This is a genomic window from Pseudomonas delhiensis (assembly GCF_900187975.1).
Classification (GTDB): domain Bacteria; phylum Pseudomonadota; class Gammaproteobacteria; order Pseudomonadales; family Pseudomonadaceae; genus Pseudomonas; species Pseudomonas delhiensis.
Window position 1 is genome coordinate 26,483 of the sequence record NZ_FZPC01000006.1, and the last position, 23,604, is coordinate 50,086.

General features: G+C 68.8%; 26 protein-coding genes. 15 read left to right on the forward strand and 11 right to left on the reverse strand.

All coding sequences use genetic code 11. The features are described from left to right. The first annotated feature begins 10 nt into the window (after positions 1-10). From glcF to CHC02_RS06790, 8 genes are all read left to right on the forward strand, one after another. Positions 11-1,237, forward strand: coding sequence for a glycolate oxidase subunit GlcF (gene glcF / locus CHC02_RS06755; RefSeq protein ID WP_089390728.1), 1,227 nt, complete (start codon positions 11-13; stop codon positions 1,235-1,237). Positions 1,238-1,241: 4 nt separating this feature from the next. Beyond that, on the forward strand, positions 1,242-1,643 hold the full coding sequence (locus CHC02_RS06760; protein WP_089390729.1) for a heme-binding protein: 402 nt from the start codon (positions 1,242-1,244) through the stop codon (positions 1,641-1,643). 29 nt (positions 1,644-1,672) lie between these two features. Next, positions 1,673-3,850: a malate synthase G gene (locus tag CHC02_RS06765; protein WP_089390730.1), complete on the forward strand. Its 2,178-nt coding sequence runs from the start codon at positions 1,673-1,675 to the stop codon at positions 3,848-3,850. A 465-nt stretch (positions 3,851-4,315) separates the two neighbouring features. Next, positions 4,316-4,483, forward strand: a complete 168-nt coding sequence (locus CHC02_RS06770) for a rubredoxin (RefSeq protein WP_009614173.1) — start codon at positions 4,316-4,318, stop codon at positions 4,481-4,483. A 174-nt stretch (positions 4,484-4,657) separates the two neighbouring features. Next, entirely contained in the window at positions 4,658-4,825 is a 168-nt protein-coding gene (locus CHC02_RS06775; RefSeq protein WP_009614171.1) for a rubredoxin, read from the forward strand. 72 nt (positions 4,826-4,897) lie between these two features. After that, the gene (locus CHC02_RS06780; protein WP_089390731.1) at positions 4,898-6,052 is read left to right on the forward strand and encodes an NAD(P)/FAD-dependent oxidoreductase; all 1,155 of its coding nucleotides are present in this window, start codon (positions 4,898-4,900) and stop codon (positions 6,050-6,052) included. Positions 6,053-6,249: 197 nt separating this feature from the next. After that, a complete protein-coding gene (locus tag CHC02_RS06785; RefSeq protein ID WP_009614168.1) occupies positions 6,250-6,522 on the forward strand; it encodes an HU family DNA-binding protein in 273 nt (90 codons plus the stop codon). Positions 6,523-6,659: 137 nt separating this feature from the next. Continuing rightward, positions 6,660-7,064: a helicase gene (locus CHC02_RS06790; RefSeq protein WP_089390732.1), complete on the forward strand. Its 405-nt coding sequence runs from the start codon at positions 6,660-6,662 to the stop codon at positions 7,062-7,064. A gap of 209 nt (positions 7,065-7,273) precedes the next feature. Here CHC02_RS06790 and CHC02_RS06795 read toward each other — a convergent pair whose 3' ends face one another. The 3 genes from CHC02_RS06795 to CHC02_RS06805 form a co-directional block, all read right to left on the reverse strand. Beyond that, positions 7,274-8,674, reverse strand: a complete 1,401-nt coding sequence (locus CHC02_RS06795) for an aminoacyl-tRNA deacylase and HDOD domain-containing protein (protein ID WP_089390733.1) — start codon at positions 8,672-8,674, stop codon at positions 7,274-7,276. 93 nt (positions 8,675-8,767) lie between these two features. Next, positions 8,768-10,843, reverse strand: a complete 2,076-nt coding sequence (gene recG, locus CHC02_RS06800) for an ATP-dependent DNA helicase RecG (RefSeq protein ID WP_089390734.1) — start codon at positions 10,841-10,843, stop codon at positions 8,768-8,770. After that, positions 10,840-11,772 carry a hydrogen peroxide-inducible genes activator gene (locus CHC02_RS06805; RefSeq protein ID WP_089390735.1) on the reverse strand — a complete coding sequence of 311 codons (933 nt, stop codon included), beginning with the start codon at positions 11,770-11,772 and terminating at the stop codon, positions 10,840-10,842. The genes recG and CHC02_RS06805 overlap by 4 nt, the downstream gene beginning before the upstream one ends. Before the next feature lie 94 nt (positions 11,773-11,866). Between CHC02_RS06805 and CHC02_RS06810 the strand changes: the two genes are divergently transcribed. The 3 genes from CHC02_RS06810 to CHC02_RS06820 all read left to right on the forward strand — a co-directional run bounded on the left by CHC02_RS06810 (position 11,867) and on the right by CHC02_RS06820 (position 14,217). After that, positions 11,867-12,724 carry an NAD-dependent epimerase/dehydratase family protein gene (locus CHC02_RS06810; protein WP_089390736.1) on the forward strand — a complete coding sequence of 286 codons (858 nt, stop codon included), beginning with the start codon at positions 11,867-11,869 and terminating at the stop codon, positions 12,722-12,724. A 1-nt stretch (position 12,725) separates the two neighbouring features. Beyond that, positions 12,726-13,526, forward strand: coding sequence for a helix-turn-helix transcriptional regulator (locus tag CHC02_RS06815; protein WP_089390737.1), 801 nt, complete (start codon positions 12,726-12,728; stop codon positions 13,524-13,526). 67 nt (positions 13,527-13,593) lie between these two features. Next, positions 13,594-14,217: a LysE family translocator gene (locus CHC02_RS06820; protein ID WP_089390738.1), complete on the forward strand. Its 624-nt coding sequence runs from the start codon at positions 13,594-13,596 to the stop codon at positions 14,215-14,217. A gap of 28 nt (positions 14,218-14,245) precedes the next feature. Here CHC02_RS06820 and CHC02_RS06825 read toward each other — a convergent pair whose 3' ends face one another. From CHC02_RS06825 to CHC02_RS06850, 6 genes are all read right to left on the reverse strand, one after another. Further along, a complete protein-coding gene (locus CHC02_RS06825; protein WP_089390739.1) occupies positions 14,246-14,977 on the reverse strand; it encodes a hypothetical protein in 732 nt (243 codons plus the stop codon). Between the two features lie 70 nt (positions 14,978-15,047). After that, on the reverse strand, positions 15,048-15,428 hold the full coding sequence (locus CHC02_RS06830) for a RidA family protein (RefSeq protein WP_089390740.1): 381 nt from the start codon (positions 15,426-15,428) through the stop codon (positions 15,048-15,050). 24 nt (positions 15,429-15,452) lie between these two features. Continuing rightward, complete coding sequence (spoT, locus tag CHC02_RS06835; protein WP_043268111.1) at positions 15,453-17,564, reverse strand: bifunctional GTP diphosphokinase/guanosine-3',5'-bis pyrophosphate 3'-pyrophosphohydrolase; 2,112 nt, start codon at positions 17,562-17,564, stop codon at positions 15,453-15,455. Positions 17,565-17,618: 54 nt separating this feature from the next. Continuing rightward, a complete protein-coding gene (gene rpoZ / locus CHC02_RS06840) occupies positions 17,619-17,885 on the reverse strand; it encodes a DNA-directed RNA polymerase subunit omega (RefSeq protein ID WP_009614145.1) in 267 nt (88 codons plus the stop codon). A gap of 89 nt (positions 17,886-17,974) precedes the next feature. Next, positions 17,975-18,595 carry a guanylate kinase gene (gmk, locus tag CHC02_RS06845; protein WP_089390741.1) on the reverse strand — a complete coding sequence of 207 codons (621 nt, stop codon included), beginning with the start codon at positions 18,593-18,595 and terminating at the stop codon, positions 17,975-17,977. Positions 18,596-18,636: 41 nt separating this feature from the next. After that, entirely contained in the window at positions 18,637-19,500 is an 864-nt protein-coding gene (locus tag CHC02_RS06850; protein ID WP_089390742.1) for a YicC/YloC family endoribonuclease, read from the reverse strand. 304 nt (positions 19,501-19,804) lie between these two features. On the opposite strand from CHC02_RS06850, the gene rph reads away from it, so the two are divergent. Then, the gene (gene rph / locus CHC02_RS06855; protein WP_089390743.1) at positions 19,805-20,524 is read left to right on the forward strand and encodes a ribonuclease PH; all 720 of its coding nucleotides are present in this window, start codon (positions 19,805-19,807) and stop codon (positions 20,522-20,524) included. Between the two features lie 16 nt (positions 20,525-20,540). Further along, on the forward strand, positions 20,541-20,903 hold the full coding sequence (locus tag CHC02_RS06860; protein WP_089390744.1) for a DUF4870 domain-containing protein: 363 nt from the start codon (positions 20,541-20,543) through the stop codon (positions 20,901-20,903). A 90-nt stretch (positions 20,904-20,993) separates the two neighbouring features. Here CHC02_RS06860 and CHC02_RS06865 read toward each other — a convergent pair whose 3' ends face one another. Beyond that, on the reverse strand, positions 20,994-21,773 hold the full coding sequence (locus CHC02_RS06865) for an exodeoxyribonuclease III (protein WP_009614136.1): 780 nt from the start codon (positions 21,771-21,773) through the stop codon (positions 20,994-20,996). An 81-nt stretch (positions 21,774-21,854) separates the two neighbouring features. On the opposite strand from CHC02_RS06865, the gene pyrE reads away from it, so the two are divergent. Beyond that, the gene (gene pyrE / locus CHC02_RS06870; protein WP_089390745.1) at positions 21,855-22,496 is read left to right on the forward strand and encodes an orotate phosphoribosyltransferase; all 642 of its coding nucleotides are present in this window, start codon (positions 21,855-21,857) and stop codon (positions 22,494-22,496) included. Between the two features lie 18 nt (positions 22,497-22,514). After that, complete coding sequence (locus CHC02_RS06875; protein WP_089390746.1) at positions 22,515-23,153, forward strand: DUF4124 domain-containing protein; 639 nt, start codon at positions 22,515-22,517, stop codon at positions 23,151-23,153. A gap of 4 nt (positions 23,154-23,157) precedes the next feature. Here CHC02_RS06875 and CHC02_RS06880 read toward each other — a convergent pair whose 3' ends face one another. Continuing rightward, complete coding sequence (locus CHC02_RS06880; protein WP_089390747.1) at positions 23,158-23,601, reverse strand: acyl-CoA thioesterase; 444 nt, start codon at positions 23,599-23,601, stop codon at positions 23,158-23,160. Positions 23,602-23,604 lie beyond the last annotated feature (3 nt).

Genomic DNA, 23,604 nt, shown 5'->3' on the forward strand with positions numbered 1-23,604 from the left:
GGATAGACCTATGCAGACCAACCTGAGCGAAGCGGCCAAACGCCTGGCCCACGCCGAGGAAGCCGAACGCATCCTGCGCAGCTGCGTGCACTGCGGCTTCTGCAACGCCACCTGCCCGACCTACCAGGAGCTGGGCGACGAACTGGACGGCCCGCGCGGGCGCATCTACCTGATCAAGCAGTTCCTCGAACAGGACGAGGTCAGCGAGAAAACCCAGGAACACCTGGACCGCTGCCTGACCTGCCGCAACTGCGAAACCACCTGCCCCTCGGGCGTGGAGTACCACAAGCTGCTGGACATCGGCCGCGCCGCCATCGAAGTACGCGTGCCACGGCCGCTGGGCGAGCGCCTGCTGCGCGGCGGCCTGCGCGCCATCGTGCCGCGCCCGGCGCTGTTCAAGGCGCTGGTGAACACCGGCGAGGCGCTGCGGCCGATCCTTCCCGTGGCCCTGCGCAGCCACCTGCCGCGGGCCATCGCCCCGGCCGGCGTGCGCCCGGCGGAGCGTCACAAGCGCCGTGTGCTGATGCTCGAAGGCTGCGTGCAGCCGGCGCTGTCGCCGAACACCAACGCGGCCACCGCGCGGGTGCTGGACCGCCTCGGCATCAGCATCGCCACGGCGGCCCAGGCCGGCTGCTGCGGCGCCGTGGACTACCACCTCAACGCCCAGGACACCGGCCTGGACCGCGCCCGGCGCAACATCGACGCCTGGTGGCCGGCCATCGAGAACGGCGCCGAGGCCATCGTGCAGACCGCCAGCGGCTGCGGCGCCTTCGTCAAGGAATACGCCTACCTGCTGCGCGACGACCCGCAGTACGCCGCCAAGGCCAAGCGCGTCAGCGAACTGGCCAGGGACCTGGTCGAGGTGATCCGCGCCGAACCCCTGGAAAACCTCGGCCTGCACTGCGACCAGACCCTGGCCTTCCACTGCCCCTGCACCCTGCAGCACGCCCAGAAGCTCGGCGGCGCCGTCGAGGCGGTGCTCAAGCGCCTGGGTTTCAACCTCACCGCGGTGCCCGACAGCCACCTCTGCTGCGGCTCGGCCGGCACCTATTCACTGACCCAGCCGAAGCTCTCGCACCAGTTGCGCGACAACAAGCTGGATGCCCTGGAAAGCGGTCGGCCCGACCTGATCGCTACCGCCAACATCGGCTGCCAGACCCACCTCGACGGCGCCGGACGCACCCCCGTCCGGCACTGGATCGAGCTGGTCGACCACGCCCTCACCACCGGAAGCTGACGCCATGCAAAGCAAAGCCGTACTGACCCAGGGCGAAGTCGCCCGCATCCTCGCCGCCGCCCGCGCCGAAGCCCAGGCCAACCAATGGGCGGTGGCCATCGTCGTGGTCGACGACGGCGGCCACCCGCTGGCCCTGGAACGCCTCGACGGGTGCGCGCCGGTCGGTGCCTACATCGCTACCGAGAAAGCCCGCAGCGCCGCCCTCGGCCGCCGCGAAACGCGCCTGTACGAGGAAATGATCAACAACGGCCGCACCGCCTTCCTTTCCGCTCCGGTGCTGCAGGGCACCCTAGAAGGCGGCGTGCCGGTGATCCACGAGGGCCAGGTGGTCGGCGCGGTCGGCGTGTCCGGCGTGCAGGCCGCGCAGGATGCCCAGGTGGCCAAGGCCGGCGTGGCTGCGCTCTGAGCACTCGACGAACACAGGAGAACCTTGCGATGACCCAACGAATCACCCGCCAGCGCCTGCAGGTCGCCGACGTGCTGCAACGCTTCATCGAGGACGAGGCCCTGCCGGGCACCGGCGTGCAGGCCGAAGCGTTCTGGCAGGGCTTCGACGCCCTGGTCCACGAGCTGGCGCCGAAGAACCGCGCGCTGCTCGCCGAGCGCGACCGCCTGCAGGCCGAGCTGGACAACTGGCACCGCGCCCACCCCGGCCCGATCCAGGACATGCCGGCCTACCGCGCCTTCCTCGAGTCCATCGGCTACCTGCTGCCGACGCCCGCGTCCGTGCAGGCCAGCACCGCCAACGTCGATACCGAGATCACCCAGCAATCCGGCCCGCAGCTGGTGGTGCCGGTGATGAACGCGCGCTATGCGCTGAACGCCGCCAACGCCCGCTGGGGCTCGCTGTACGACGCGCTCTACGGCACCGACGCGATCAGTGAGGACGACGGCGCCGAGAAGGGCAAGGGCTACAACCCGCGTCGCGGCGAGAAGGTCATCGCCTTCGCCCGCGCCTTCCTTGACCAGGCCGCGCCGCTGGCCCAGGGCAGCCACGCCGACGCCACCGCCTACCGCATCGAGCAGGGCCAGCTGCGCGTGACCCTGGAGGACGGCAGCGTCGCCGGTCTGGCCCAGCCGCAGAAATTCGTCGGCTACCAGGGCGAGCCGCTGGCGCCCAAGGCCGTGCTGCTGAAGAACAACGGCCTGCACTTCGAAATCCAGATCGACTCCACCAGCCCCATCGGCCAGACCGACGCCGCCGGCGTGAAGGACGTGCTGGTCGAGGCCGCGCTGAGCACCATCCTCGACTGCGAGGACTCGGTCGCCGCGGTGGACGCCGAGGACAAGACCCTGGTCTACCGCAACCTGCTCGGCCTGATGAAGGGCGACCTCAGCGAAGCGGTGGAGAAAGGCGGGCAGAGCTTCGTCCGGCGCATGAGCGCCGACCGCCAGTACACCGCCGCCGATGGTTCCAGCCTTACCCTGCACGGCCGCTCGCTGCTGTTCATCCGCAACGTCGGCCACCTGATGACCACCCCGGCGATCCTCGACGAAAGCGGCGCGGAAATCCCCGAGGGCATCATGGATGCGGTGCTCACCGGGCTGGTGGCGATCCACGACCTGCAGCGCAAGGGCAACTCGCGCACCGGCAGCGTCTACATCGTCAAGCCGAAGATGCACGGCCCGGCCGAAGTCGCCTTCGCCGACGAACTGTTCGGCCGCGTCGAGGACGTCCTCGGCCTGCCGCGAAACACCCTGAAGATGGGCATCATGGACGAGGAGCGGCGCACCAGCGTCAACCTCCAGGCCTGCATCGGCGCGGCCAGCGCGCGGGTGGTGTTCATCAACACCGGCTTCCTCGACCGCACCGGCGACGAGATGCACAGCGCCATGGAAGCCGGCCCGATGCTGCGCAAGGGCGACATGAAGGGCACCAAATGGATCGCCGCCTACGAGCGCAACAACGTGCTGGTCGGCCTGGCCTGCGGCCTGCGCGGCCGCGCGCAGATCGGCAAGGGCATGTGGGCCATGCCGGACCTGATGGCGGCCATGCTCGAACAGAAGATCGGCCACCCGAAATCCGGCGCCACCACCGCCTGGGTACCGTCGCCCACCGCCGCCACCCTGCACGCGCTGCACTACCACCAGGTGGACGTGCAGGCGGTACAGGGCGAGCTGCAGAAGGTCGACCTGGCCAGCGTGCGCGACGAGCTGCTGAACGACCTGCTGAGCGTCCCGGTGGCCGCGTCCGCCGACTGGAGCGCCGAGGCCCGCCAGGAGGAGCTGGACAACAACTGCCAGGGCATCCTCGGCTACGTGGTGCGCTGGGTCGAGCAGGGCGTGGGCTGCTCCAAGGTGCCGGACATCCACGACGTGGGGCTGATGGAAGACCGTGCCACCCTGCGCATCTCCAGCCAGCACATCGCCAACTGGCTGCACCACGGCGTGGTGCCCGAGGCCCAGGTGCGCGAGACCCTGGAGCGCATGGCCAGGGTGGTGGACGCGCAGAACGCCGGCGACCCGGCCTACCGCCCGATGGCCGCGGACTACCAGGGTTCGGCGGCCTTCCAGGCGGCCAGCGACCTGGTCTTCAAGGGCCGCGAGCAGCCCAGCGGCTACACCGAGCCGCTGCTGCATGCCTGGCGTTTGCGGTACAAGGCGCAGCACTGAAGCTGCCCTTGTAGGTGTAGGAGCGAGCTTGCTCGCGAACGGAGTTTTGCCGGCGGGGATCGGTGCGCGTCCTGAAGAGCCCCTCTCCCCAGCCCTCTCCCTTCAGGGAGAGGGCTGGGGAGTCACAGCAGAACACCGAAGCCTCGGGTGAGCCTCGTTCGCGAGCAAGCCCTACCCCGCCACCGCTGTCCCACCTGTAGGAGCGCGCCCTGCGCGCGATTCGCGGGCAGGGCCCGCTCCTACAATGGGGCGAGATGGGAGACGCGAATTTCGATCCAGTCACTCCCGCGAACGACGGAGCCCAAAAGACAGTTGCTCCTACGAAAAGCCAACCCCCCACCCACGCACCACCCATCTTTGGTTGGCCCTGAATGAGCGCCCAACCGCCCGGCGGCGTCTTGGCGCACGCCGGGAATTGCGTTAGCGTGCGGCCGCAACCGTGGTAACCCGCCCGAGGGGTAGACAATGAAAAAGTGGCAATGCGTAGTCTGCGGACTCATCTACGACGAATCCCAAGGCTGGCCGGAAGAGGGCATCGCAGCGGGCACCCGCTGGGAAGACGTGCCCGAGGACTGGCTGTGCCCGGACTGCGGCGTCGGCAAGCTGGACTTCGAGATGATCGAGATCGGCTGAGCCGTCCCGGCATCCCTGCGAGCGGCGGCCAGTGGCCGCCGTTTTCGTCTCCGGCCCCGTGCTTGAGCGCTTCGCGCGGTTGGCCGCGCTGCCGCCGGGCGGCGGCGACCCTGCCCTTGGCGGGGGGCGGAAAAGTGCGCTAGGTTGCCCTGGCAACCCGCAGGAGGTTCGACGATGCGCAAGTGGCAATGCGTGGTCTGTGGCTTCATCTACGACGAGGCCCTTGGCCTGCCCGAGGAGGGCATCGCCCCCGGCACCCGCTGGGAAGACATTCCCGCCGACTGGGTCTGCCCCGACTGCGGCGTGGGCAAGATCGACTTCGAGATGATCGAAATCGCCTGACAGGCCCCGCGAAACCCTGAATTCCACCGAGCCGGCCAGGGCCGCTCGGTCCCGTTCGATGTGGAGAATCCAATGAGCGAGAACGCACCGCTGGTGATCATCGGCACCGGCCTGGCCGGCTACAACCTGGCGCGCGAATGGCGCAAGCTGGACGCGGAAACCCCGCTGCTGCTGGTCACCGCCGACGACGGCCGCTCCTACTCCAAGCCGATGCTCTCCACCGGTTTCTCCAAGAACAAGGACGCCGACGGCCTGGCCATGGCCGAGCCGGGCGCCATGGCCGAGCAGCTGAAGGCGCGTATCCTCACCCACACCCGCGTCACCGGCATCGACCCGGGGCACAAGCGCATCTGGATCGGCGAGGAGCAGGTCGAGTACCGCGACCTGGTGCTGGCCTGGGGCGCCGAGACCATCCGCGTGCCGGTGCAGGGCGATGCCTTGGACGCCATCTTCCCGATCAATGACCTGGAGGACTACGCGCGCTTCCGCGCCGCGGCCGCCGGCAAGCGCCGCGTGCTGCTGCTGGGCGCCGGCCTGATCGGCTGCGAGTTCGCCAACGACCTGTCCGCCGGCGGCTACCGGATCGACGTGGTCGCGCCCTGCGAGCAGGTCATGCCCGGCCTGCTGCATCCCGCCGCCGCGGCGGCCGTGCAGGCCGGCCTGGAAGGCCTGGGCGTGCGCTTCCACCTGGGCCCGGTGCTCAACCGCCTGGAGCGCGCCGGCGAAGCCCTGGAGGCGCACCTGTCGGACGGCCAGGTGATCCCCTGCGACCTGGTGGTCTCGGCCGTCGGCCTGCGCCCGCGCATCGACCTGGCCGCCGAGGCGGGCCTGGAGGTCAACCGCGGCGTGGTGGTGAACCGCGAGCTGCGCACCTCCCACGCCAACATCTACGCCCTGGGCGACTGCGCCGAGGTCGACGGCCTCAACCTGCTCTACGTGATGCCGCTGATGAACTGCGCCCGCGCCCTGGCCCAGACCCTGGCGGGCAAGCCGACGGCGGTGGCCTACGGCCCCATGCCGGTCACCGTGAAGACCCCGGTGTGCCCGCTGGTGGTCTCGCCGCCGCCGCGCGGCAGCGATGGCCAGTGGCTCGTGGAAGGCTCTGGCGCGGACCTCAAGGTGCTGTGCCGGGATACCGCCGGTCGCTTGCTCGGTTACGCCCTGACCGGCGCGGCAGTCGGTGAAAAACTCTCGCTGAACAAGGAGTTGCCGGCACTTCTGGCTTGAAAGTCCTCGGTTATGGCGTTTCCGTCATGGGAATGTATCCGCAAATTGTCTGACGATACTGGCGTACCCGCTTGCGGCGTGCCATCCTCCCCCCGTCTGCCGCAGCCTAGAGCCTGTAGGGCCTGGGCCGCGGTGCCTTAGGCGCTGTTGGGAAGACAGCACGGACACAAAAACAACAAACCGTCAAAGAGGCATCTATGCGTAAACCAGAACTCGCCGCCGCGATCGCCGAAAAGGCCGACCTCACCAAAGAACAAGCCAACAAGGTGCTGAACGCGCTGCTGGATGAGATCACCGGCGCGCTGAACCGCAAAGACAGCGTCACCCTCGTTGGTTTCGGCACCTTCATCCAGCGCCACCGTGGCGCCCGCACCGGCAAGAACCCGCAGACCGGCCAGCCGGTGAAGATCAAGGCCAGCAATACCGTCGCCTTCAAGCCGGGCAAGGCCCTGAAGGACGCTGTCAACTAAGGCTGTTCCCAGCCCCGGAGCCCATGCGGCTCCGGGCTACCAAACGGTTACATTTCCCTTCGAAAGTACGGATGTAGTCCTTTCTCGATCCCGCTACAATGCGCAGCCATCTGTCTCGAACGCGTCGAGGTCTGTGCATGAAATTCCGTCTTCTGTTGTGGTTCCTCGGCCGTATGATGGCCAGGTCCTCGCGCGACAACCCGGCCTTCCGCAAGCAGCTCGAAGGCAAGGACCTGGTGTTCCAGCTGCACAGCCTGGACGGCAAGGTCGCCCGCCACTACCTCGTCCACGACCAACGCGTCAGCGCCCGCCGCGGCGTGCACCCGCAGCCGGCCTTCGCCATCGGCTTCCGCGACAGCGCCTACGGCTTCGCCACCCTCACCTCGAAGAACCCGCAGCTGGCCTTCATGCAGGGCATCCAGAACAAGGACATCCAGATCCAGGGCAACCCGGCGCTGGTGATCTGGTTCCAGGGCCTGGTGAAGTACCTCAAGCCGAAGAAGAAGGCCGCGGCCAAGGCGGTGGAGAAGGAAGCGGCCTGAGGCCATGCCCCTGTAGCCGGACATATCGGCGCGGATCGCGGATGAGATCCTACGCTGCGCCACCCACACCGCTCCCATGTAGGAGCGCGCCCTGCGCGCGAAATCGCGGGCAGGGCCCGCTCCTACAGGTCTGTCCGCAATGGCCAATGGCGGACACGAAAAAGCCGCTTCCCCGAAAGGAGGCGGCTTTTTTCATTTCCGCAGCCAGATCAGTGCGGGCTGTTCATCTGCGAGGCCAGCTCGCGCAGCACGGCTTCGGCGTCCAGTACCTTGCGCACCGCGTCCTCGGCCCTTTCCCGGGGGATGTCCAGGCGGTCGAGCAGGGCCTGCGGCACGCCCTGCTGCGGGCCGCTGCCGATGCCGTTCTGGCGCAGCAGGCGGGTGGCCAGGCACACCAGGTTGGCGTAGGCGGCGTTGGGGCCGGCGTAGTCCGGGTCGTGCTGGAAGCGCAGGGCGGTGTAGATCTCTTCCGGCATGTCCCAGGCGCGCATCAGCCAGGCGCCGATCTGCTCGCGGGTGATGCCCAGCAGGTGCTGCTCCACCAGGTCGTGGGGCACGTGGGGGTTGACCTCCAGGTGGCGGCAGATCAGCGAGAAGTGCGGCGGGAAGATGTGCGCCAGGACCAGGTAGCCGATGCTGTGCAGCAGCCCGCCGAGGTAGGTCAGGCCGGCTTCCGGGCGTTCGGCGCGGGGCACGGCGCGGGTCAGGCCCTCGATCACCGCGGCGGTGTAGATCGCCTGCTGCCAGTAGGGCGTGGAGTGCTGCGGCTGGTCCTTGGGCAGGCTCAGGGTCTTGCCCAGGGCCAGGCCGAGGGCCAGGTTGATCACCAGGTCGAAGCCCAGCACGCGGACGATGGCGTCTTCCACCGAGCGGATCCTGCCCGGCGCGGCGTAGTAGGGCGAGGCGGCCCAGCTGACCACCTGGGCGGCCAGCGCCGGGTCGGTCTCGACCACGCCGGTGATGTCGTCCACGGTGGCGTTGGGGTCCACCCGCAGCTTGATGATCTTCTGCGCGGTCTTGGGCAGCGGCGGGATCTCGATGGTCTCCTCCAGGCGCTGCTGGATGCGCCGCGCGGTGAAGGCCTGCACCGCCTGGGTGATCTCGGCGCGGTCGTCGTTGGGGCGGTCGAGGTTCGGCCGGATCTGCTCCAGGGGCACGCCGAAGCGCGCCGCGCTGGCCTTCTCCAGCAGCTGGCGGAAGTCGCCGGTGGCGATCTCCAGCAGGGTGCCGGGGTTGCCGGACTCGATCAGCAGCTGCGGCTCCTGCAGCAGGCGCTCGTCGTACAGGCAGGGCGAGCTGGTCAGCGGCGGCAGCGCCGGCAGGCGGCTGAGCTGGTGCTTGCCGAGCATGCGTTCCAGGCGCTCGGGCTTGATCGCCAGCAGCTTGCGCCCGGTCAGTTCGGTGAGGCGGTTGAGGTCCAGCAACTGGTTCTGCGGGAAGAGCACCAGCAGGGTGCCCACCGAGTCTTCCAGCAGGCTCGCCTGCACGCGGCGCGCGCTCGGCAGTGGGTCGCTGTCGGGCAGCTCGCGGCAGGGCACGCCGAGGCGGCCGAGCAACTGGAGGATGACCGAGGGGGCGGGGAGGGCTTCGGCGAGTGCGGCTTCGCTCATGGGCTTTGTGATCCGGTTAGCAACTGCTGCCGGGAGTATACCCAGCGGCTGTTCGTGACTGGCCAGTCATCCGACCGGTGAAATTGAAGCGGGTCACACTTGGCCGTATTGCTGGCCGTGTCGGAGCCAGCGCTCCAGCAGCGGGCCGACGTGCTGCGGCCAGCGCGCCAGCAGGGCCTGGGCGGCGTCGCGCACCGCCGGCAGCAGGTCGGCGTCGCGCATCAGGTCCGCGACCTTGAACTGTAGCAGACCGGTCTGCCGCGTCCCGAGCATCTCGCCGGGGCCGCGCAGCTCCAGGTCGCGCTCGGCGATGACGAAGCCGTCGCAGGTCTCGCGCATGATCGCCAGGCGCTCGCGGCCGATCTGCGACAGCGGCGGGTGGTAGAGCAGCACGCAGTGGCTCGCCGCGCTGCCCCGGCCGACGCGCCCGCGCAGCTGGTGCAGCTGGGCCAGGCCGAGGCGCTCGGGGTTCTCGATGATCATCAGGCTGGCGTTGGGCACGTCCACGCCGACCTCGATCACCGTGGTCGCCACCAGCAGCTGCAGCAGGCCTTCCTTGAAGGCTTCCATCACCGTGGCCTTCTCCGCCGGCTTCATGCGCCCGTGGATCAGGCCCACGCGCAGCTCGCCGAGGGCCGAGGCGAGCTCCTCGTAGGTGGTCTCGGCGGCCTGGCAGGTGAGTTCCTCGGATTCCTCGATCAGCGTGCACACCCAGTAGGCCTGGCGGCCTTCGCGGCAGGCGGCGCGGACGCGCTCGATCACCTCGATGCGGCGGCTGTCGGCGACCAGCACGGTGTTCACCGGGGTGCGCCCGGGCGGCAGCTCGTCGAGGATCGAGGTGTCCAGGTCGGCGTAGGCGCTCATCGCCAGGGTCCGCGGGATGGGCGTGGCGGTCATGATCAGCTGGTGCGGGCAGAGCCGGCCGTCGACGCCCTTCTGGCGCAGGGCCAGGCGCTGCTGCACGCCGAAGCGGTGCTGCTCGTCGATGATCACCAGGGCCAGGCGCCTGAACTTCACCTCGTCCTGGAACAGCGCGTGGGTGCCGACCACCATGGGCACGCCGGCGGCGATCTGCTCCAGCGCGGCGGCGCGCGCCTTGCCCTTGAGCTTGCCGGCCAGCCAGGCGACCTCGATGCCCAGCGGCTGCATCCACTTGCTGAAGTTGAGGTAGTGCTGCTCGGCGAGGATTTCCGTGGGCGCCATCAGCGCCACCTGGTAGCCGGCCTCCAGGGCCTGCAGCGCGGCCAGGGCGGCGACCACCGTCTTGCCGGCGCCGACATCGCCCTGCACCAGGCGCAGCATGGGTTCGGGCTGCGCCAGGTCGTAGGCGATCTCGGCGCCCACGCGCTGCTGCGCGCCGGTGGGGGCGAAGCCTAGGTTGGCCAGGAAGCGCTGCGGCAGTTTCTTCGCCGGCGGCAGTTCGGGCGCGTGCTGGGCGCGCAGGCTCTCGCGCAGGCGCTGCAGCGACAGCTGGTGCGTCAGCAGTTCCTCGAAGGCCAGGCGGTGCTGGGCCCAGTGGCGGCCCTCGGCCAGTTCTTCCAGGTTGGCGTCCGGCGGCGGCCGGTGCAGGTAGCGGATGGCCTCGTCGAGGGGCGCCAGGCGGTAGTCGCGGGCCAGCTCCTCGGGCAGCCAGTCGGGCAGGCTGTTCGGCCCCAGGCGCGCCAGGGCCTGCTGGCTGAGGGTGCGCAGGCGCTGCTGGGTGAGGCCCTCGGTGGTCGGGTAGATGGGCGTCAGGGTCTGTTCCACCGGGGCCGGCGTGGCGTCGTTCAGCGCGCGGTACTCGGGGTGGTAGATCTCCAGGCCCGAGGCGCCGGGGCGGGCCTCGCCGTAGCAGCGCAGGTGGGTGCCGCGCTTGAGGCCCTCCTTCTGCGCCTGGCTGAAGTGGTAGAAGCGCAGGCTCAGGGTGCCGCTGCCGTCCTGCAGGCGCACCAGCAGGCTGCGGCGCTTGCCCATGACCACGTCGGCGCCGGAGACCACGCCCTCGACCACCGCGTCCTGGCCCGGGCGCAGCGCGCCTATGGGGGTGACGCGGGTGCGGTCCTGGTAGCGCAGCGGCAGGTGGAAGAGGATGTCCTGGAGGTTCTCCAGGCCCACCCGCGCCAGCTTTTCCTCCAGCGCGGCGCCGACGCCCTTGAGCGCCGTGACCGGGACGTTGGCCAGCTCGGTCATGCCGGTTGGGCGTCGCCCTTGGCGGTCGGCCGGGCCACCGAGCACAGGCGGATGGAGTCGGCCAGCACCTCGATGGCGCGCGGCCGCGGGAAGCTGGCGCGCCAGGCGATGGCCACGGTGCGCAGCGGCGCCGGCGCGGTGAACGGGCGGATCTCGATCACCCCGGGGGCGTAGTGGTGGCTGTCCACCGCCGAGAACGGCAGCACCGACACGCCCAGGCCGGAGGCGACCATGTGGCGGATGGTCTCCAGCGAGCTGGATTCCACGGTGGTGTGGCGGTTCTCCTCGCCCTTGCGGGTGGTCGGGCAGGCTTCCAGCACCTGGTCGCGGAAGCAGTGGCCCTCGCCGAGCAGCAGCAGGCTCTTGTCGTTGAGCATCTCGGCGTCGATGGTCTGCCGGGCGGTCCAGGGGTGGTCGGCCGGCATCAGCACGTAGAAGGGCTCGTCGAACAGTGGCAGGGTGAGGACGTCGGCCTCCTGGAACGGCAGGGCGATGATGATCGCGTCCAGCTCGCCGGTGCGCAGCTTGTCGCGCAGGATGTGGGTGAAGTTCTCCTCGATGTACAGCGGCATCTGCGGCGCCACCCGGTGCAGCTGCGGGATCAGGTGCGGGAACAGGTAGGGGCCGATGGTGTAGATGGCGCCGACCTTCAGCGGCGAGGTCAGCTGGTTCTTGCCGGCCTGGGCCAGTTCGCGGATGCCCTGGGCCTGCTCCAGCACCTTCTGCGCCTGGGCGACGATGCCTTCGCCCACCGGGGTGAGGCGCACCGCGCTCTTGCTGCGCTCGAAGATCAGCACGCCGAGTTCGTCCTCGAGCTTCTTCACGCCGACCGACAGGGTCGGCTGGCTGACGTGGCAGCGCTCGGCGGCGCGGCCGAAATGCTGCTCCTGGGCGAGCGTGACGATGTAGCGCAGTTCGGTGAGGGTCATGGCGACTAATCCGTTGAGTTGGGCCAAGCATAGCGGCTGCGCGGTTGCGAACCAACCGCGCTAAACTCCGGGGCCCTGTCTTTAGGAGGCGAAGATGCCTGCGAATGTTCTGATCGCCGGTTGCGGCGACGTCGGCAGCCGCCTCGGCCGCCAGTTGGCCGCCGATGGCTGGCGCGTGTACGGGCTGCGCCGCAACGCCGCCGCGCTGCCCGCGGGCATCCTGCCGGTGCCGGGCGACCTGGGCGGCGTCGACTGCCCGCCGGCCTGGCCCGAGGGCGAACTGGACTACCTGGTGTACGCCGCCGCCGCGACCCAGCATGACGAGGCCGGCTACCGCGCCGCCTACGTCGAGGGCCTGCGCCACTGCCTGGGCTGGCTGCGCCAGCGCGGGCAGCGGCCGAAACGGCTGCTGTTCGTCTCCAGCAGCGGCGTCTATGCCCAGCAGGGCGGCGAATGGATCGACGAGACCTCGCCGGCCGAGGCGCAGCAGTATTCCGGGCGGGTCATGCTCGACGCCGAGCGCGTGGCGCTGGACAGCGACATCCCCGCCAGCGTGGTGCGCCTGACCGGCATCTATGGCCCCGGCCGCGAGTGGCTGCTCAGGCAGGTGCGCGAAGGCTACCGGGTGGCCGTCGAGCCGCCGCTGTACGCCAACCGCATCCACGCCGAGGACGCCGCCGGGCTGCTGGCCTGCCTGCTGCGCGCCGATGCCGCGGGCAAGCCCCTGGAAGACTGCTACATCGGTGTGGACGATGCGCCCGCGCCGCTGGCCGAGGTGGTGGACTACCTGCGCGGGCTCATGGGCGTCGCGCAGTGGGCGGACGAGCAGAGCGTGCGCCGCACCGGCAGCAAGCGCTGCAGCAATGCCCGCGCCAGGGCGCTGGGCTGGGTGCCGCGCTACCCGAGCTACCGCGAGGGCTACGCCGCCATCCTCGCCGGGCGCGAGGACTGAAGTGGACGCCAACCGGCTGCTGGCGCGCCCCTGGCTGCCCGGGGTGGAGCTGTTCCACGCGGACTTCTCCGGCCAGCCGTTCGGCCGCCACAGCCACGACGCCTTCGCCATCGGCGCCATCCTCCAGGGCGCCGGCGGCTACCAGTGCCGCGGCGCGCGCCACGTGCTGCCGGCCGGCACCCTGTCGCTGATGAACCCGGAGGAGCCGCACACCGGCAATGCCGAGAGCGAGCGCCTGGTCTACCGCATGCTCTACATCGAGGAATCGCGGCTGCTGCCGCTGCTGGGGCGCAAGCAGCTGCCGCGCGGCTTCCAGGAACTGAACCCGGGCGACGACGGCCGCGTCGCCGCCTCCCTGGCGCGGGTGGCCGGGGAATTCGAGCGCAACGACGCACTGGGCCTGGAGAGCGAGCTGCTGGCATTGCTGGAGCTGGTCTTCGTGCGCCACGGCGGCATGCGCCCGGCGGCACCGGCGAGCCGCGACGGCGGCGTTACCGCGCGGCTGCGCGACTACCTGGAAGGCCACTACCGCGAGGCGGTGAGCCTGGAGCAGCTGGCCGCCCTGGTGCAGCGCCATCCGCGCCACCTGATCGAGAGCTTCCGCCGCGCCTACGGCGTGCCGCCGCACACCTACCTGCTGCAGCGCCGGGTGCGCGAGGCCAAGCGCCTGCTGGTGGAGGGCGCCACGCCCATCGAGGCGGCGCTGGAGCTGGGCTTCTGCGACCAGGCGCATTTCTCCACTACCTTCCGCCGCTTCACCGGGGTCACCCCGGGGCGTTTCCGCAGCGCCACGCGCACCTGAGTTTCCTACAAGACCGCCGCCGCGACGCCTGGCCAGACTGGCCTCCCGCCACTTCCGGGAGAACGCCATGTTCGCCGCCTTCGCGCTGGTCGCTAGCACCCACTTCGCCGCCCTGCTGTCGCCGGGGCCGGACTTCTTCCTGCTGATCCGCGCCGCCCTGCTGCGCGGCCGCCGCCACGCCGACGGCTGCGCCAGCGGCATCGCCCTGGCCAACCTGGCGAGCATGGGGCTGGTGCTGCTGGTCCTCGGCCAGTTGCCCGACCTGGCGAACCATGGCCTGCGGGCGGTGCAGCTGCTGGGCGGGGCCTACTTCGTCTGGCTGGGCGCCCAGGCCGTGCTGGTCCGGCGCGAACTGGAGATGCCGGGGGAATCCGCAGGGCAAGGCACCGGAGGCTTCTTCCGTGGCCTGCGCGAGGGCTTCCTGGCCAGCAGCCTGAACCCCAAGCTGCCGATCTTCTATACCGGGCTGTTCGGCGTGCTCGGGCCTTTCCACCTGCCAGCCTGGGCGCTCGGGGCGTGCGTGCTGTGGATGGGCGCGGTGGTGCTGCTCTGGGACCTGGCGTTGGTGCGCCTGCTCGACCGGCGGCGCTGGCGCGGCTGGCTGCAGCGCCGGGTGCGCACGCTGGACCGCGCCTGTGGCGCCCTGCTGCTGGCGCTGGGCGGCTGGTTGCTGTGGCTGGGCGTGCGCTGAAGGCGCCGCGCGGGGCGGCGCCGTGGGTTCAGTCGCGCTCCAGCAGCCAGACGCGCTTGCCCGGGGCGTATTCGGGCATCTCGTCGGCCTGGGCGCGGTTCACCGCTTCGAAGAGTTCCAGCTTGTCGTCCTCGCGCTGGAACAGGTACTCGCGGCCCTGGCGGCCCTGCTGCAGCCAGATGCTGTCGCTGTCGCCGCTCATGGCGGCGCAGTCGCCGGCCAGGCACAGGGCGTAGCGGTCGGCGCCGGGCATGCCCTCGACGCGGCCGTCGGCCTGGAAGGTCACCTTGGCGCCTTGGCCTTGGCCCTCCTGGATCACCCAGGTGCCCTTGAGGAAGCTGCCGTACAGGGCGCGCTGGAAGCTGGCGCCGATGGGCGCCGGGCCCTGCTGTTCGGGGCGGGCGAAGCGCTGTTCCGGCCAGTTCTCGCTGCCCACCTGCACCAGTTGCTTGCCGTCCACCGCCAGCGCTTCCTGCTTGCTGCCGTAGAAGGCCACCTGCCAGCGCTTCTTGTCCGCCGGGTCCTGGCTCAACTGGCCTTCGCCCTGTTCGAAGCCGTTGCTGTAGGTGGCTTGCTGGTTCCTGGTGTCGAGCCGCCATTCCAGGTTGGGGCCGTAGGCCAGCAGCGCCTCGCGCAGCTTGCCGCTCTTGCTGGCGGCGTCGATGGCGGCCTGGTTGATCCAGGTGCCGGACGGATCGGGGGTGCCGGCGCAGCCGGTCAGCAGGCCAAGCAGGGCGCTCAGGACGAGGGCGCGACGCATGCGGGTGCTCCTTGCGGACGTACGGGGAAAAACGAACGGGGCCGCGAGGGCCCCGTTCGGGAGGAGGGAATTACTCCAGGACGACGATGGCGTCCATCTCGACCTGGGCGCCCTTGGGCAGGGCGGCCACGCCGATGGCGGCGCGCGCCGGGTAGGGCTGGGTGAAGTAGCGGCCCATGATCTCGTTGACCTTGGCGAAGTGCGACAGGTCGGTGAGGAAGATGTTCAGCTTGGCCACGTCGTGCAGGTAGCCGCCGGAGGCCTCGATCACCGCCTTGAGGTTCTCGAACACCTGCACGGTCTGCTCCTCGAAGCCCTCGACCAGTTCCATGGTCTGCGGGTTCAGCGGGATCTGGCCGGAGACGTAGACGGTGTTGCCGGCCTTGATCGCCTGGGAGTAGGTGCCGATGGCCGCGGGGGCCTTGTCGGTGTGGATAACGGTCTTGGTCATGTCGACTCCTTGCGAGGGGTGGGATCAGCTGCGCACGCGGGTGATCCGGACCACCCCCTTGAGCGCGCGCAGCTTCTTGATGACGCGGGCCAGGTGCACGCGGTCGTGCACGCTGACCACCAACTGGACCACGCTGACGCGACCGTCGCGCTCGTCCATGCTGATCTTCTCGATGTTTCCGTCGGCGGCGTTGACGCTGGTCGCAAGCAGGGCGATCAGGCCGCGCTGGTGTTCCAGTTCGACGCGCAGCTCGACGTTGAACTCGCCGGTGACATCCTTGGCCCAGCTGAGCTGGATGCATTTTTCCGGGTTGTTGCGGATTTCGCTGATGTTCCTGCAGCTTTCCAGGTGCACCACCATGCCCTTGCCGGCCGACAGGTGGCCGACGATGGGGTCGCCGGGGATCGGCGTGCAGCACTTGGCGTAGCTCAGCACCAGGCCCTCGGTGCCGCGGATCGCCAGCGGCCCCTCGGCGTTGGTGGCGGCGGCGTCGCCTTCGCTGGAGAGCAGGCGGCGGGCGACCACGTAGGCCATGCGGTTGCCCAGGCCGATCTCTTCGAGCAGGTCCTCGAAGACCTCCATGCGGTACTCGTTGAGCACGCCCTGGATGCGTTCGGCGGGGATTTTCTCCAGGTGGCTGTCGAAGCCGGCGAGGGTCTTGTTCAGCAGGCGCTCGCCGAGGCTGATGGACTCGGAGCGGCGCTGCTGCTTGAGCGCATGGCGGATGTGCGTGCGCGCCTTGCCGGTGACCACGAAGTTGAGCCAGGCCGGGTTCGGCCGGGTGCCCGGCGCGGTGACGATCTCCACCGTCTGGCCGCTCTGCAGCGGTTCGGACAGCGGCGCCAGGCGGCGGTTGATGCGGCAGGCGATGCAGCTGTTGCCCACGTCTGTGTGCACCGCGTAGGCGAAGTCCACGGCCGTGGAGCCCTTGGGCAGCTCCATGATGCGGCCCTTGGGCGTGAAGATGTAGACCTCGTCCGGGAACAGGTCGATCTTCACGTTCTCGATGAATTCCAGCGAGTTGCCGGCGCGCTGCTGCAGTTCGAGGATGCCCTTGACCCACTGGCGGGCGCGGGCGTGGGTGCCTTTCTGCACCTCGTCCTCGTTGGACTTGTACAGCCAGTGCGCGGCGATGCCGTGGTTGGCCATCTCTTCCATCTCGCGGGTGCGGATCTGGATCTCGATGGGCACGCCGTGCATGCCGAACAGGGTGGTGTGCAGCGACTGGTAGCCGTTGGCCTTGGGAATCGCGATGTAGTCCTTGAAGCGGCCGGGGAACGGCTTGTACAGGTTGTGCACGGCGCCGAGCACGCGGTAGCAGGTGTCGACCTTGTCGACGATGATGCGGAAGGCGTAGACGTCCATGATCTCGTTGAACGCCTTGCGCTTGCCGCGCATCTTCTTGTAGATGCTGAACAGGTGCTTCTCGCGGCCCAGCACCTGGCCTTCCATGCCTTCGCGGGCGAGGCAGTTGACCAGCGATTCCTGGATCTTGCCGACGATCTCGCGGCGGTTGCCGCGGGCCTTCTTGACCGCCTGGCGGATGCGCTCGGAGCGCATCGGGTGCATGGCCTTGAAGCCCAGGTCCTCGAATTCCACGCGCATGCTGTGCATGCCCAGGCGGTTGGCGATGGGCGCGTAGATTTCCAGGGTTTCCTTGGCGATGCGCCGGCGCTTCTCGCCGGACAGCACTTCCAGGGTGCGCATGTTGTGCAGGCGGTCGGCCAGCTTGACCAGGATCACGCGGATGTCGCGGGCCATGGCCATGGCCATCTTCTGGAAGTTCTCGGCCTGGGCCTCGGCCTTGGACTCGAAGTTCATCTGGGTCAGCTTGCTGACCCCGTCCACCAGTTCCGAGACGGTCTCGCCGAACTGCGCGGTGAGCGCTTCCTTGGCGATGCCGGTGTCCTCGATCACGTCGTGCAGCATGGCCGCCATCAGGCTCTGATGGTCCATGTGCATGTCGGCGAGGATGTTGGCGACGGCGAGCGGATGGGTGACGTAGGCCTCGCCGCTGCGGCGGCGCTGCCCGTCATGGGCCTGCTCGGCGTAGTAGTACGCACGGCGGACCAGGTTGACCTGGTCCGGGCCGAGGTAGCTCGAGAGCCGGTCGGCGAAGGCGTCTATGCTCGGCAAGGCATCACCCCCTGCCGAGTGGACGGCGCCTGTGGTCGTCGGCCGGTCATCGAATTACAGGGCCTCGTTGTTGGCCTCGTCCTCGAAGGCGGCGAACAGCGGTTCTTCTTCAACCACGTCCTCCTGCTGAACGACTTCAGCATCGACCAGGCCGGAAGCGATCTCGCGCAGGGCGACCACGGTGGGCTTGTCGTTTTCCCAGGCTACCTTCGGCTCCTTGCCGCCGGTGGCCAGCTGGCGCGCGCGCTTGGTGGCGAGCATGACCAGCTCGAAACGGTTATCGACGTTGTCCAGGCAGTCTTCGACGGTGACGCGGGCCATGGTGTTCCTCGTTGCGGAAAATGGAGCCCGGGTTTCCGGGCGGACTGAATAGTCTAAAAAATCGCCAATCTTTATGGAAGGGCCGTTTGTTATGCCGACGGCCGCAGCAACTCGCCGAGCAACCGTTCGTGGCGCTTCTGCTGGGCGTCCTGGCGCAGCTGGCGGGCACGGAAGATCGACTTGAGGTCTTCCAGAGCATGGGCGAAATCGTCGTTGATCACCAGGTGATCGTACTCGACGTAGTGGCTCATTTCGTTGACGGCCTCGCGCATGCGCCGCTCGATCACCTCGTCGCTGTCCTGGCCGCGGTTGGTCAGGCGCTGGCGCAGGGCGTGCTGGCTCGGCGGGAGGATGAAGATCGACTGCGCGTGGGGCATCAGCCGGCGCACCTGCTGGGCGCCCTGCCAGTCGATCTCGAGGATCAGGTCGAGGCCTTCCTCGAGGGTCTTTTCCACCCAGCGCTGCGAGGTGCCGTAGAGGTTGCCGAAGACTTCCGCGTGCTCGAGGAACTCGTCGCGCTCGAGCATGGCGGTGAAGGTGTCGCGGCCGACGAAATGGTAGTTCACCCCGTCCACCTCGCCCGGGCGCATGCCGCGGGTGGTGTGGGAGACCGAGACGCGCACGCTGGGCATGGCCTCGAGCAGCGACTTCACCAGGCTGGTCTTGCCGGCGCCGGAAGGAGCGGAAACGATGTAGAGGGTGCCGGACATGGCTGAATCCTGGGGCTATGGGTGGAAAGCGAGCGTGCGGCTCACTCGATATTCTGGACCTGCTCGCGCATCTGTTCGATGAGCACCTTGAGGTTCACCGCGGCCTGGGTCGAGCGCGGGTCGAAGGCCTTGGAGCCGAGGGTGTTGGCCTCGCGGTTGAGCTCCTGCATGAGGAAGTCCAGGCGGCGGCCGGCGGCGCCGCCGGCCTTGAGCACGCGGCGCACCTCGGCGACGTGGGTGCTCAGGCGGTCGAGCTCCTCGGCGACGTCGCTCTTCTGCGCCAGCAGGACCATTTCCTGCTCCAGGCGCTGCGGGTCGGCCTCCAGCTTCAGTTCGGCGAAGCGGTCGAGGATCTTCTGGCGCTGGTTGCCGAGCATCTGCGGCACCAGTTCGCGCAGGTTGGCCACTTCTTCCTGCATGGCGCCCAGGCGCTCGTCGATGATCCGCGCGAGCTCGGCGCCTTCGCGGGCGCGGCCGGCCCTGAGTTCGTCCAGGGCCTGGTTGAAGGCGGCCATGGCCTCGGCGTTGAGCGCCTGCGGGTCGGCGGCGTCGCCCACCAGCACGCCCGGCCAGGCCAGCACGGCCAGCGGGTCGATCGGCGCCGGCTGCTTGATCAGCGCGGCCACGCCCTCGGCGGCGCCCACCAGTTGTGCGGCGCGCCCGCGGTCGACCTGCAGCGGCTTGCCGGCGGTGTCTTCGTTGAAGCGCAGGGTGCACTCCACCTTGCCGCGCGACAGGCCCTGGCGCAGCGCCTCGCGCACCGGGCCCTCGAGGTCGCGGAAGCTTTCCGGCAGGCGCAGGTTCGGCTCCAGGTAGCGGTGGTTCACCGAGCGCAGTTCCCAGCTGAGGGTCCCATTGGTCGCGGCCCGTTCGACGCGGGCGAAGGCGGTCATGCTGTGAACCATGGGGCTACCTCGTAGTGATTCGGCTGAGAGCCTGGTTACGACCTGCTGCGCGTCGGCATGACTGCGTTGAAAGCAGGCGAGTGATGCTCATTTAGCGGACTAAACTGCGCTCCCTCGCCTGCTTTCGCCTTGTCCTGCTCTAGCTCGCGAGATCGTAACAGGCCCTGAAGCGATGAAATGTCATCGTGAACCGGCAATTGTACCCCAGCGCGGCGGGCCATCGCACGCCGGCGGTGGTTGCCGGCGGGCGCGGGCCTCTATAATGGCCGCCAGTATCCGTTCGAATCTCGCATAGGAAGTCTCGATGAACCGTCCCAGTGGCCGCGCCGCCGACCAGTTGCGCCCGATCCGCATCACCCGCCACTACACCAAGCATGCCGAAGGGTCGGTGCTGGTGGAGTTCGGCGACACCAAGGTGATCTGCACCGTCAGCGCCGAGGCCGGCGTGCCGCGATTCCTCAAGGGCCAGGGGCAGGGCTGGCTGACCGCCGAGTACGGGATGCTGCCGCGCTCCACCGGCGAGCGCAACGCGCGCGAGGCCAGCCGCGGCAAGCAGGGCGGCCGCACCCTGGAGATCCAGCGCCTGATCGGCCGCTCGCTGCGCGCCGCGCTGGACCTGACCAAGCTGGGCGAGAACACCCTGTACATCGACTGCGACGTGATCCAGGCCGACGGCGGTACCCGCACTGCGTCCATCACCGGCGCCACCGTGGCGCTGATCGACGCCCTGGCGGTGCTGAAGAAGCGCGGCTCGCTCAAGGGCAACCCGCTCAAGCAGATGGTCGCCGCGGTGTCCGTGGGCATCTACCAGGGCGTGCCGGTGCTGGACCTGGACTACCTGGAGGACTCCGCCGCCGAGACCGACCTGAACGTGGTGATGACCGACGCCGGCGGCTTCATCGAGGTGCAGGGCACCGCCGAGGGCGAGCCGTTCCGCCCGGCCGAGCTGAACGCCATGCTGGAACTGGCGCAGCAGGGCATGCAGGAGCTGTTCGAGCTGCAGCGCGCTGCGCTGGCCGACTGACACGGGAGGGGCGGGGATGAACGACGAACTGCAGGTACGGCCGAGCCAGGAAGCACGGCAGTGGGCGATGTTCTGCCACTTCTCCGCCTTCCTCGGCCTGGTCTTCCCCTTCGGCAACCTGCTGGGCCCGCTGATCGTCTGGCAGATCAAGCGCGAGTCCGATCCCTTCGTCGACAGCCAGGGCAAGGAAGCGCTGAACTTCCAGATCACCGTCAGCCTGGCGATGCTGGTGAGCTTCTTCCTCTGCCTGCTGGTGATCGGCTTCCTGCTGCTGGCGCTGGTCTGCGCCGGCGCCCTGGTGCTGACGGTGATAGCGGGGGTCAAGGCCAACGAGGGCCGCGACTACCGCTATCCGTTCACCTGGAGGCCGCTGAAATAGGAAAGACAGCTACGAGCGGCAAGCGCCAGGCTGCAAGGGGAATCCGCTTGCAGCTTACGGCTTGTGGCTTGCAACTGGCGGCTTGCCGCCTCAGATGCTCAACGTCCAGTCGTAGTCGATGATCAGCGGCGCATGGCGCGAGAAGCGCGGCTGCCGCGGCAGCTTGGCGCTGCGCACGAAGCGGCGCAGACCCGGGGTGAGGATCTGGTAGTCGAAGCGCCAGCCCAGGTTCAGCATCTCGGCCTGCTCGCTGTCCGGCCACCAGCTGTACTGGTCGCCTTCGCGGTTCACTTCGCGCAGGGCATCGACGTAGCCCATGTTGCCGAACACCTCGTCCATCCAGCCGCGCTCGGGCGCGAGGAAGCCGGGCATCTGCTGGCATTCGCGCCAGTTCTTCACGTCCAGCTTGTTGTGGGCCAGGTACAGCGACCCACAATAGATGTACTCGCGGCGCTTGCGGCGCTGCTTGTTCAGGTAGGCGGCGAAGTCTTCCATGAACTTGAACTTCTGGTTCAGGTTCTCGTCACCCTCCTGCCCGCTCGGCAGCAGGATGCTGGCAATACTCACCTTATCGAAATCGGCTTGCAGGTAGCGCCCGTAACGATCGGCCATCTCGAAACCCAGCCCGCTTATGACGGCCTTGGGTTGCAGACGACTATAGATTGCGACGCCACCCTGGCTGGGCACTTCGGCGTCGCAGGCGTACAGGAAGTAGCCGTCCAGCTGGTAAGACGGGTCATCCAGATCGAAAGCGGAGGCGCGGGTATCCTGCAAGCAGATCACGTCGGCATTCTGGGCTTGCAGCCAGCTGAGCAATCCCCGCTCGGCTGCAGCCTGAATACCATTCACGTTCACACTGATGATCCGCATAAATGGCCCCCAAAATCACGTGTGTGTATGATACCCGAGCTCAAACGGTTTAGCTAAATTCATACCGGCCGGTTCTCTCCCATGCAGGCATATCAACGCGATTTCATTCGTTTCGCCATCGAGCGCGGTGTACTGCGCTTCGGTGAATTCACCCTCAAGTCCGGGCGCACCAGCCCCTATTTCTTCAATGCCGGCCTGTTCAACAGTGGCCTGGCATTGGCCAGGCTGGGGCGCTTCTACGCCGCCGCGGTGGTCGACAGCGGCATCGATTTCGACGTCCTGTTCGGCCCGGCCTATAAAGGAATCCCGCTGGCTGCCGCTACAGCGGTGGCCCTGGCCGAACAGCACGGCCGCGACCTGCCCTGGTGTTTCAACCGCAAGGAAGCCAAGGACCACGGCGAAGGCGGCACCCTGGTGGGCGCGCCGCTGGCCGGCCGGGTGCTGATCGTCGACGACGTGATCACCGCCGGTACCGCGATCCGCGAGGTCATGCAGATCATCGAGGCCCAGGGCGCCAGGGCGGTCGGCACGCTGATCGCGCTGAACCGCCAGGAGCGCGGCCAGGGCGAGCTGTCGGCGATCCAGGAAGTGGAGCGCGACTTCGGCATGCCGGTGATCAGCATCGTGTCGCTGGAGCAGGTGCTGGAATACCTGGCCGGCGACGCCGAGCTCAAGCGTCACCTGCCGGCGGTCGAGGCCTATCGCGCGCAGTACGGAATCTAACCAAACAGGGTGTCCGGCATGGCCAAGCAGGGTGCTTTTCGCCGTGGTGCATTGATGGGGTTGCTGGCCGTCGGGCTGGCCGGGCCGGCGCTGGCGGCGAATGCCGCCGGCAATCCCGCGTCCGGCGGCGCCGTCGAGATGTACCGCTACGTCAACGACAAGGGCGTGACCGTCATCGACCGCCTGGGCGTGCCGTCGCAGTACATCGGCAAGGGCTACGAGGTGCTCAACGAGCAGGGCCGGGTGGTCCGCGTGGTGCCGCCGGCGCCGACCGCGGAGGAAATCCAGCAGCGCAAGGCCGCTGCCGCCCAGGCCAGTTCGGATGCCCAGCTGCTGCGCCTGTACACCAGCGTCGAGGACGTCGACCGCGCCCGCGAGCGCAAGCTGGCCGAGCTGGATGGCCTGAGCAGCGTGGCCCGGGGCAACCTGCAGTCGGTGAAGACGCAGCAGGGCAACCTGCAGGCCCAGGCCGCCGACGCCGAGCGCGCCGGACGCCAGGTGCCGCAGCAACTGGTCGAGCAACTGGGCAACCTGAAGGACGAGGAGCAGCGCCTGCTGCGCGACATCGCCCACTACCAGCAGCTGCGCGCCCAGGCCAAGGCCACCTTCGATGCCGACCGCGCGCGCCTGGCGCAGTTGCTCGGCGCCTCCCGCTAGCCCGTCAGCTGGCGGGCAATCGCTCGAAAGCCGCGATGCGCTCGCGCAGCCAGTCCGGCAGGGGCTGGCTCTGCCGCTGGTCGTTGGCGTAGGCGTAGATCAGCTCGCCGAGGGTCAGCGGCTGTTCCTCGCACCAGATCGCCACCTGGAAGGTCAGGCTGCTGCGCCCCAGGCGCGCGACGCGCACGCCCATGTCCAGCCAGTCGTCGTAGCGCGCCGGGGCGAAGTACTCCAGGCTGCTCTTCACCGCGAACAGGTCGCCGCCGCCGCGCAGCAGGTCGGCCGGGTAGCGGATCTCCAGGTTGCGGTAGTACTCGGTGGTCGCCACGTCGGCATAGGTCAGGTAGTTGCCGTTGAAGACGATGCCTTGCGGGTCGACCTCCGACCAGCGCACGCGCAGGCCGTGGAAGAAGCGGAATTCGTGGCGTTCGGGGAAGACTGAAGGCATTGC

Bases quoted from the DNA above. Each gene is read 5' to 3' on its own strand.
- CHC02_RS06825 (WP_089390739.1), bottom strand. From the start codon at position 14,977: ATGCGTCGCGCCCTCGTCCTGAGCGCCCTGCTTGGCCTGCTGACCGGC.
- CHC02_RS06865 (WP_009614136.1), bottom strand. From the start codon at position 21,773: ATGCGGATCATCAGTGTGAACGTGAATGGTATTCAGGCTGCAGCCGAG.
- CHC02_RS06810 (WP_089390736.1), top strand. From the start codon at position 11,867: ATGCCTGCGAATGTTCTGATCGCCGGTTGCGGCGACGTCGGCAGCCGC.
- CHC02_RS06820 (WP_089390738.1), top strand. From the start codon at position 13,594: ATGTTCGCCGCCTTCGCGCTGGTCGCTAGCACCCACTTCGCCGCCCTG.
- glcF (WP_089390728.1), top strand. From the start codon at position 11: ATGCAGACCAACCTGAGCGAAGCGGCCAAACGCCTGGCCCACGCCGAG.
- CHC02_RS06805 (WP_089390735.1), bottom strand. From the start codon at position 11,772: ATGACCCTCACCGAACTGCGCTACATCGTCACGCTCGCCCAGGAGCAG.
- CHC02_RS06770 (WP_009614173.1), top strand. From the start codon at position 4,316: ATGAAAAAGTGGCAATGCGTAGTCTGCGGACTCATCTACGACGAATCC.
- rph (WP_089390743.1), top strand. From the start codon at position 19,805: ATGAACCGTCCCAGTGGCCGCGCCGCCGACCAGTTGCGCCCGATCCGC.
- CHC02_RS06780 (WP_089390731.1), top strand. From the start codon at position 4,898: ATGAGCGAGAACGCACCGCTGGTGATCATCGGCACCGGCCTGGCCGGC.
- CHC02_RS06830 (WP_089390740.1), bottom strand. From the start codon at position 15,428: ATGACCAAGACCGTTATCCACACCGACAAGGCCCCCGCGGCCATCGGC.
- CHC02_RS06775 (WP_009614171.1), top strand. From the start codon at position 4,658: ATGCGCAAGTGGCAATGCGTGGTCTGTGGCTTCATCTACGACGAGGCC.
- gmk (WP_089390741.1), bottom strand. From the start codon at position 18,595: ATGTCCGGCACCCTCTACATCGTTTCCGCTCCTTCCGGCGCCGGCAAG.
- rpoZ (WP_009614145.1), bottom strand. From the start codon at position 17,885: ATGGCCCGCGTCACCGTCGAAGACTGCCTGGACAACGTCGATAACCGT.
- CHC02_RS06880 (WP_089390747.1), bottom strand. From the start codon at position 23,601: ATGCCTTCAGTCTTCCCCGAACGCCACGAATTCCGCTTCTTCCACGGC.
- CHC02_RS06790 (WP_089390732.1), top strand. From the start codon at position 6,660: ATGAAATTCCGTCTTCTGTTGTGGTTCCTCGGCCGTATGATGGCCAGG.
- CHC02_RS06765 (WP_089390730.1), top strand. From the start codon at position 1,673: ATGACCCAACGAATCACCCGCCAGCGCCTGCAGGTCGCCGACGTGCTG.
- CHC02_RS06850 (WP_089390742.1), bottom strand. From the start codon at position 19,500: ATGGTTCACAGCATGACCGCCTTCGCCCGCGTCGAACGGGCCGCGACC.
- CHC02_RS06795 (WP_089390733.1), bottom strand. From the start codon at position 8,674: ATGAGCGAAGCCGCACTCGCCGAAGCCCTCCCCGCCCCCTCGGTCATC.
- CHC02_RS06785 (WP_009614168.1), top strand. From the start codon at position 6,250: ATGCGTAAACCAGAACTCGCCGCCGCGATCGCCGAAAAGGCCGACCTC.
- recG (WP_089390734.1), bottom strand. From the start codon at position 10,843: ATGACCGAGCTGGCCAACGTCCCGGTCACGGCGCTCAAGGGCGTCGGC.
- pyrE (WP_089390745.1), top strand. From the start codon at position 21,855: ATGCAGGCATATCAACGCGATTTCATTCGTTTCGCCATCGAGCGCGGT.
- CHC02_RS06875 (WP_089390746.1), top strand. From the start codon at position 22,515: ATGGCCAAGCAGGGTGCTTTTCGCCGTGGTGCATTGATGGGGTTGCTG.
- CHC02_RS06860 (WP_089390744.1), top strand. From the start codon at position 20,541: ATGAACGACGAACTGCAGGTACGGCCGAGCCAGGAAGCACGGCAGTGG.
- CHC02_RS06760 (WP_089390729.1), top strand. From the start codon at position 1,242: ATGCAAAGCAAAGCCGTACTGACCCAGGGCGAAGTCGCCCGCATCCTC.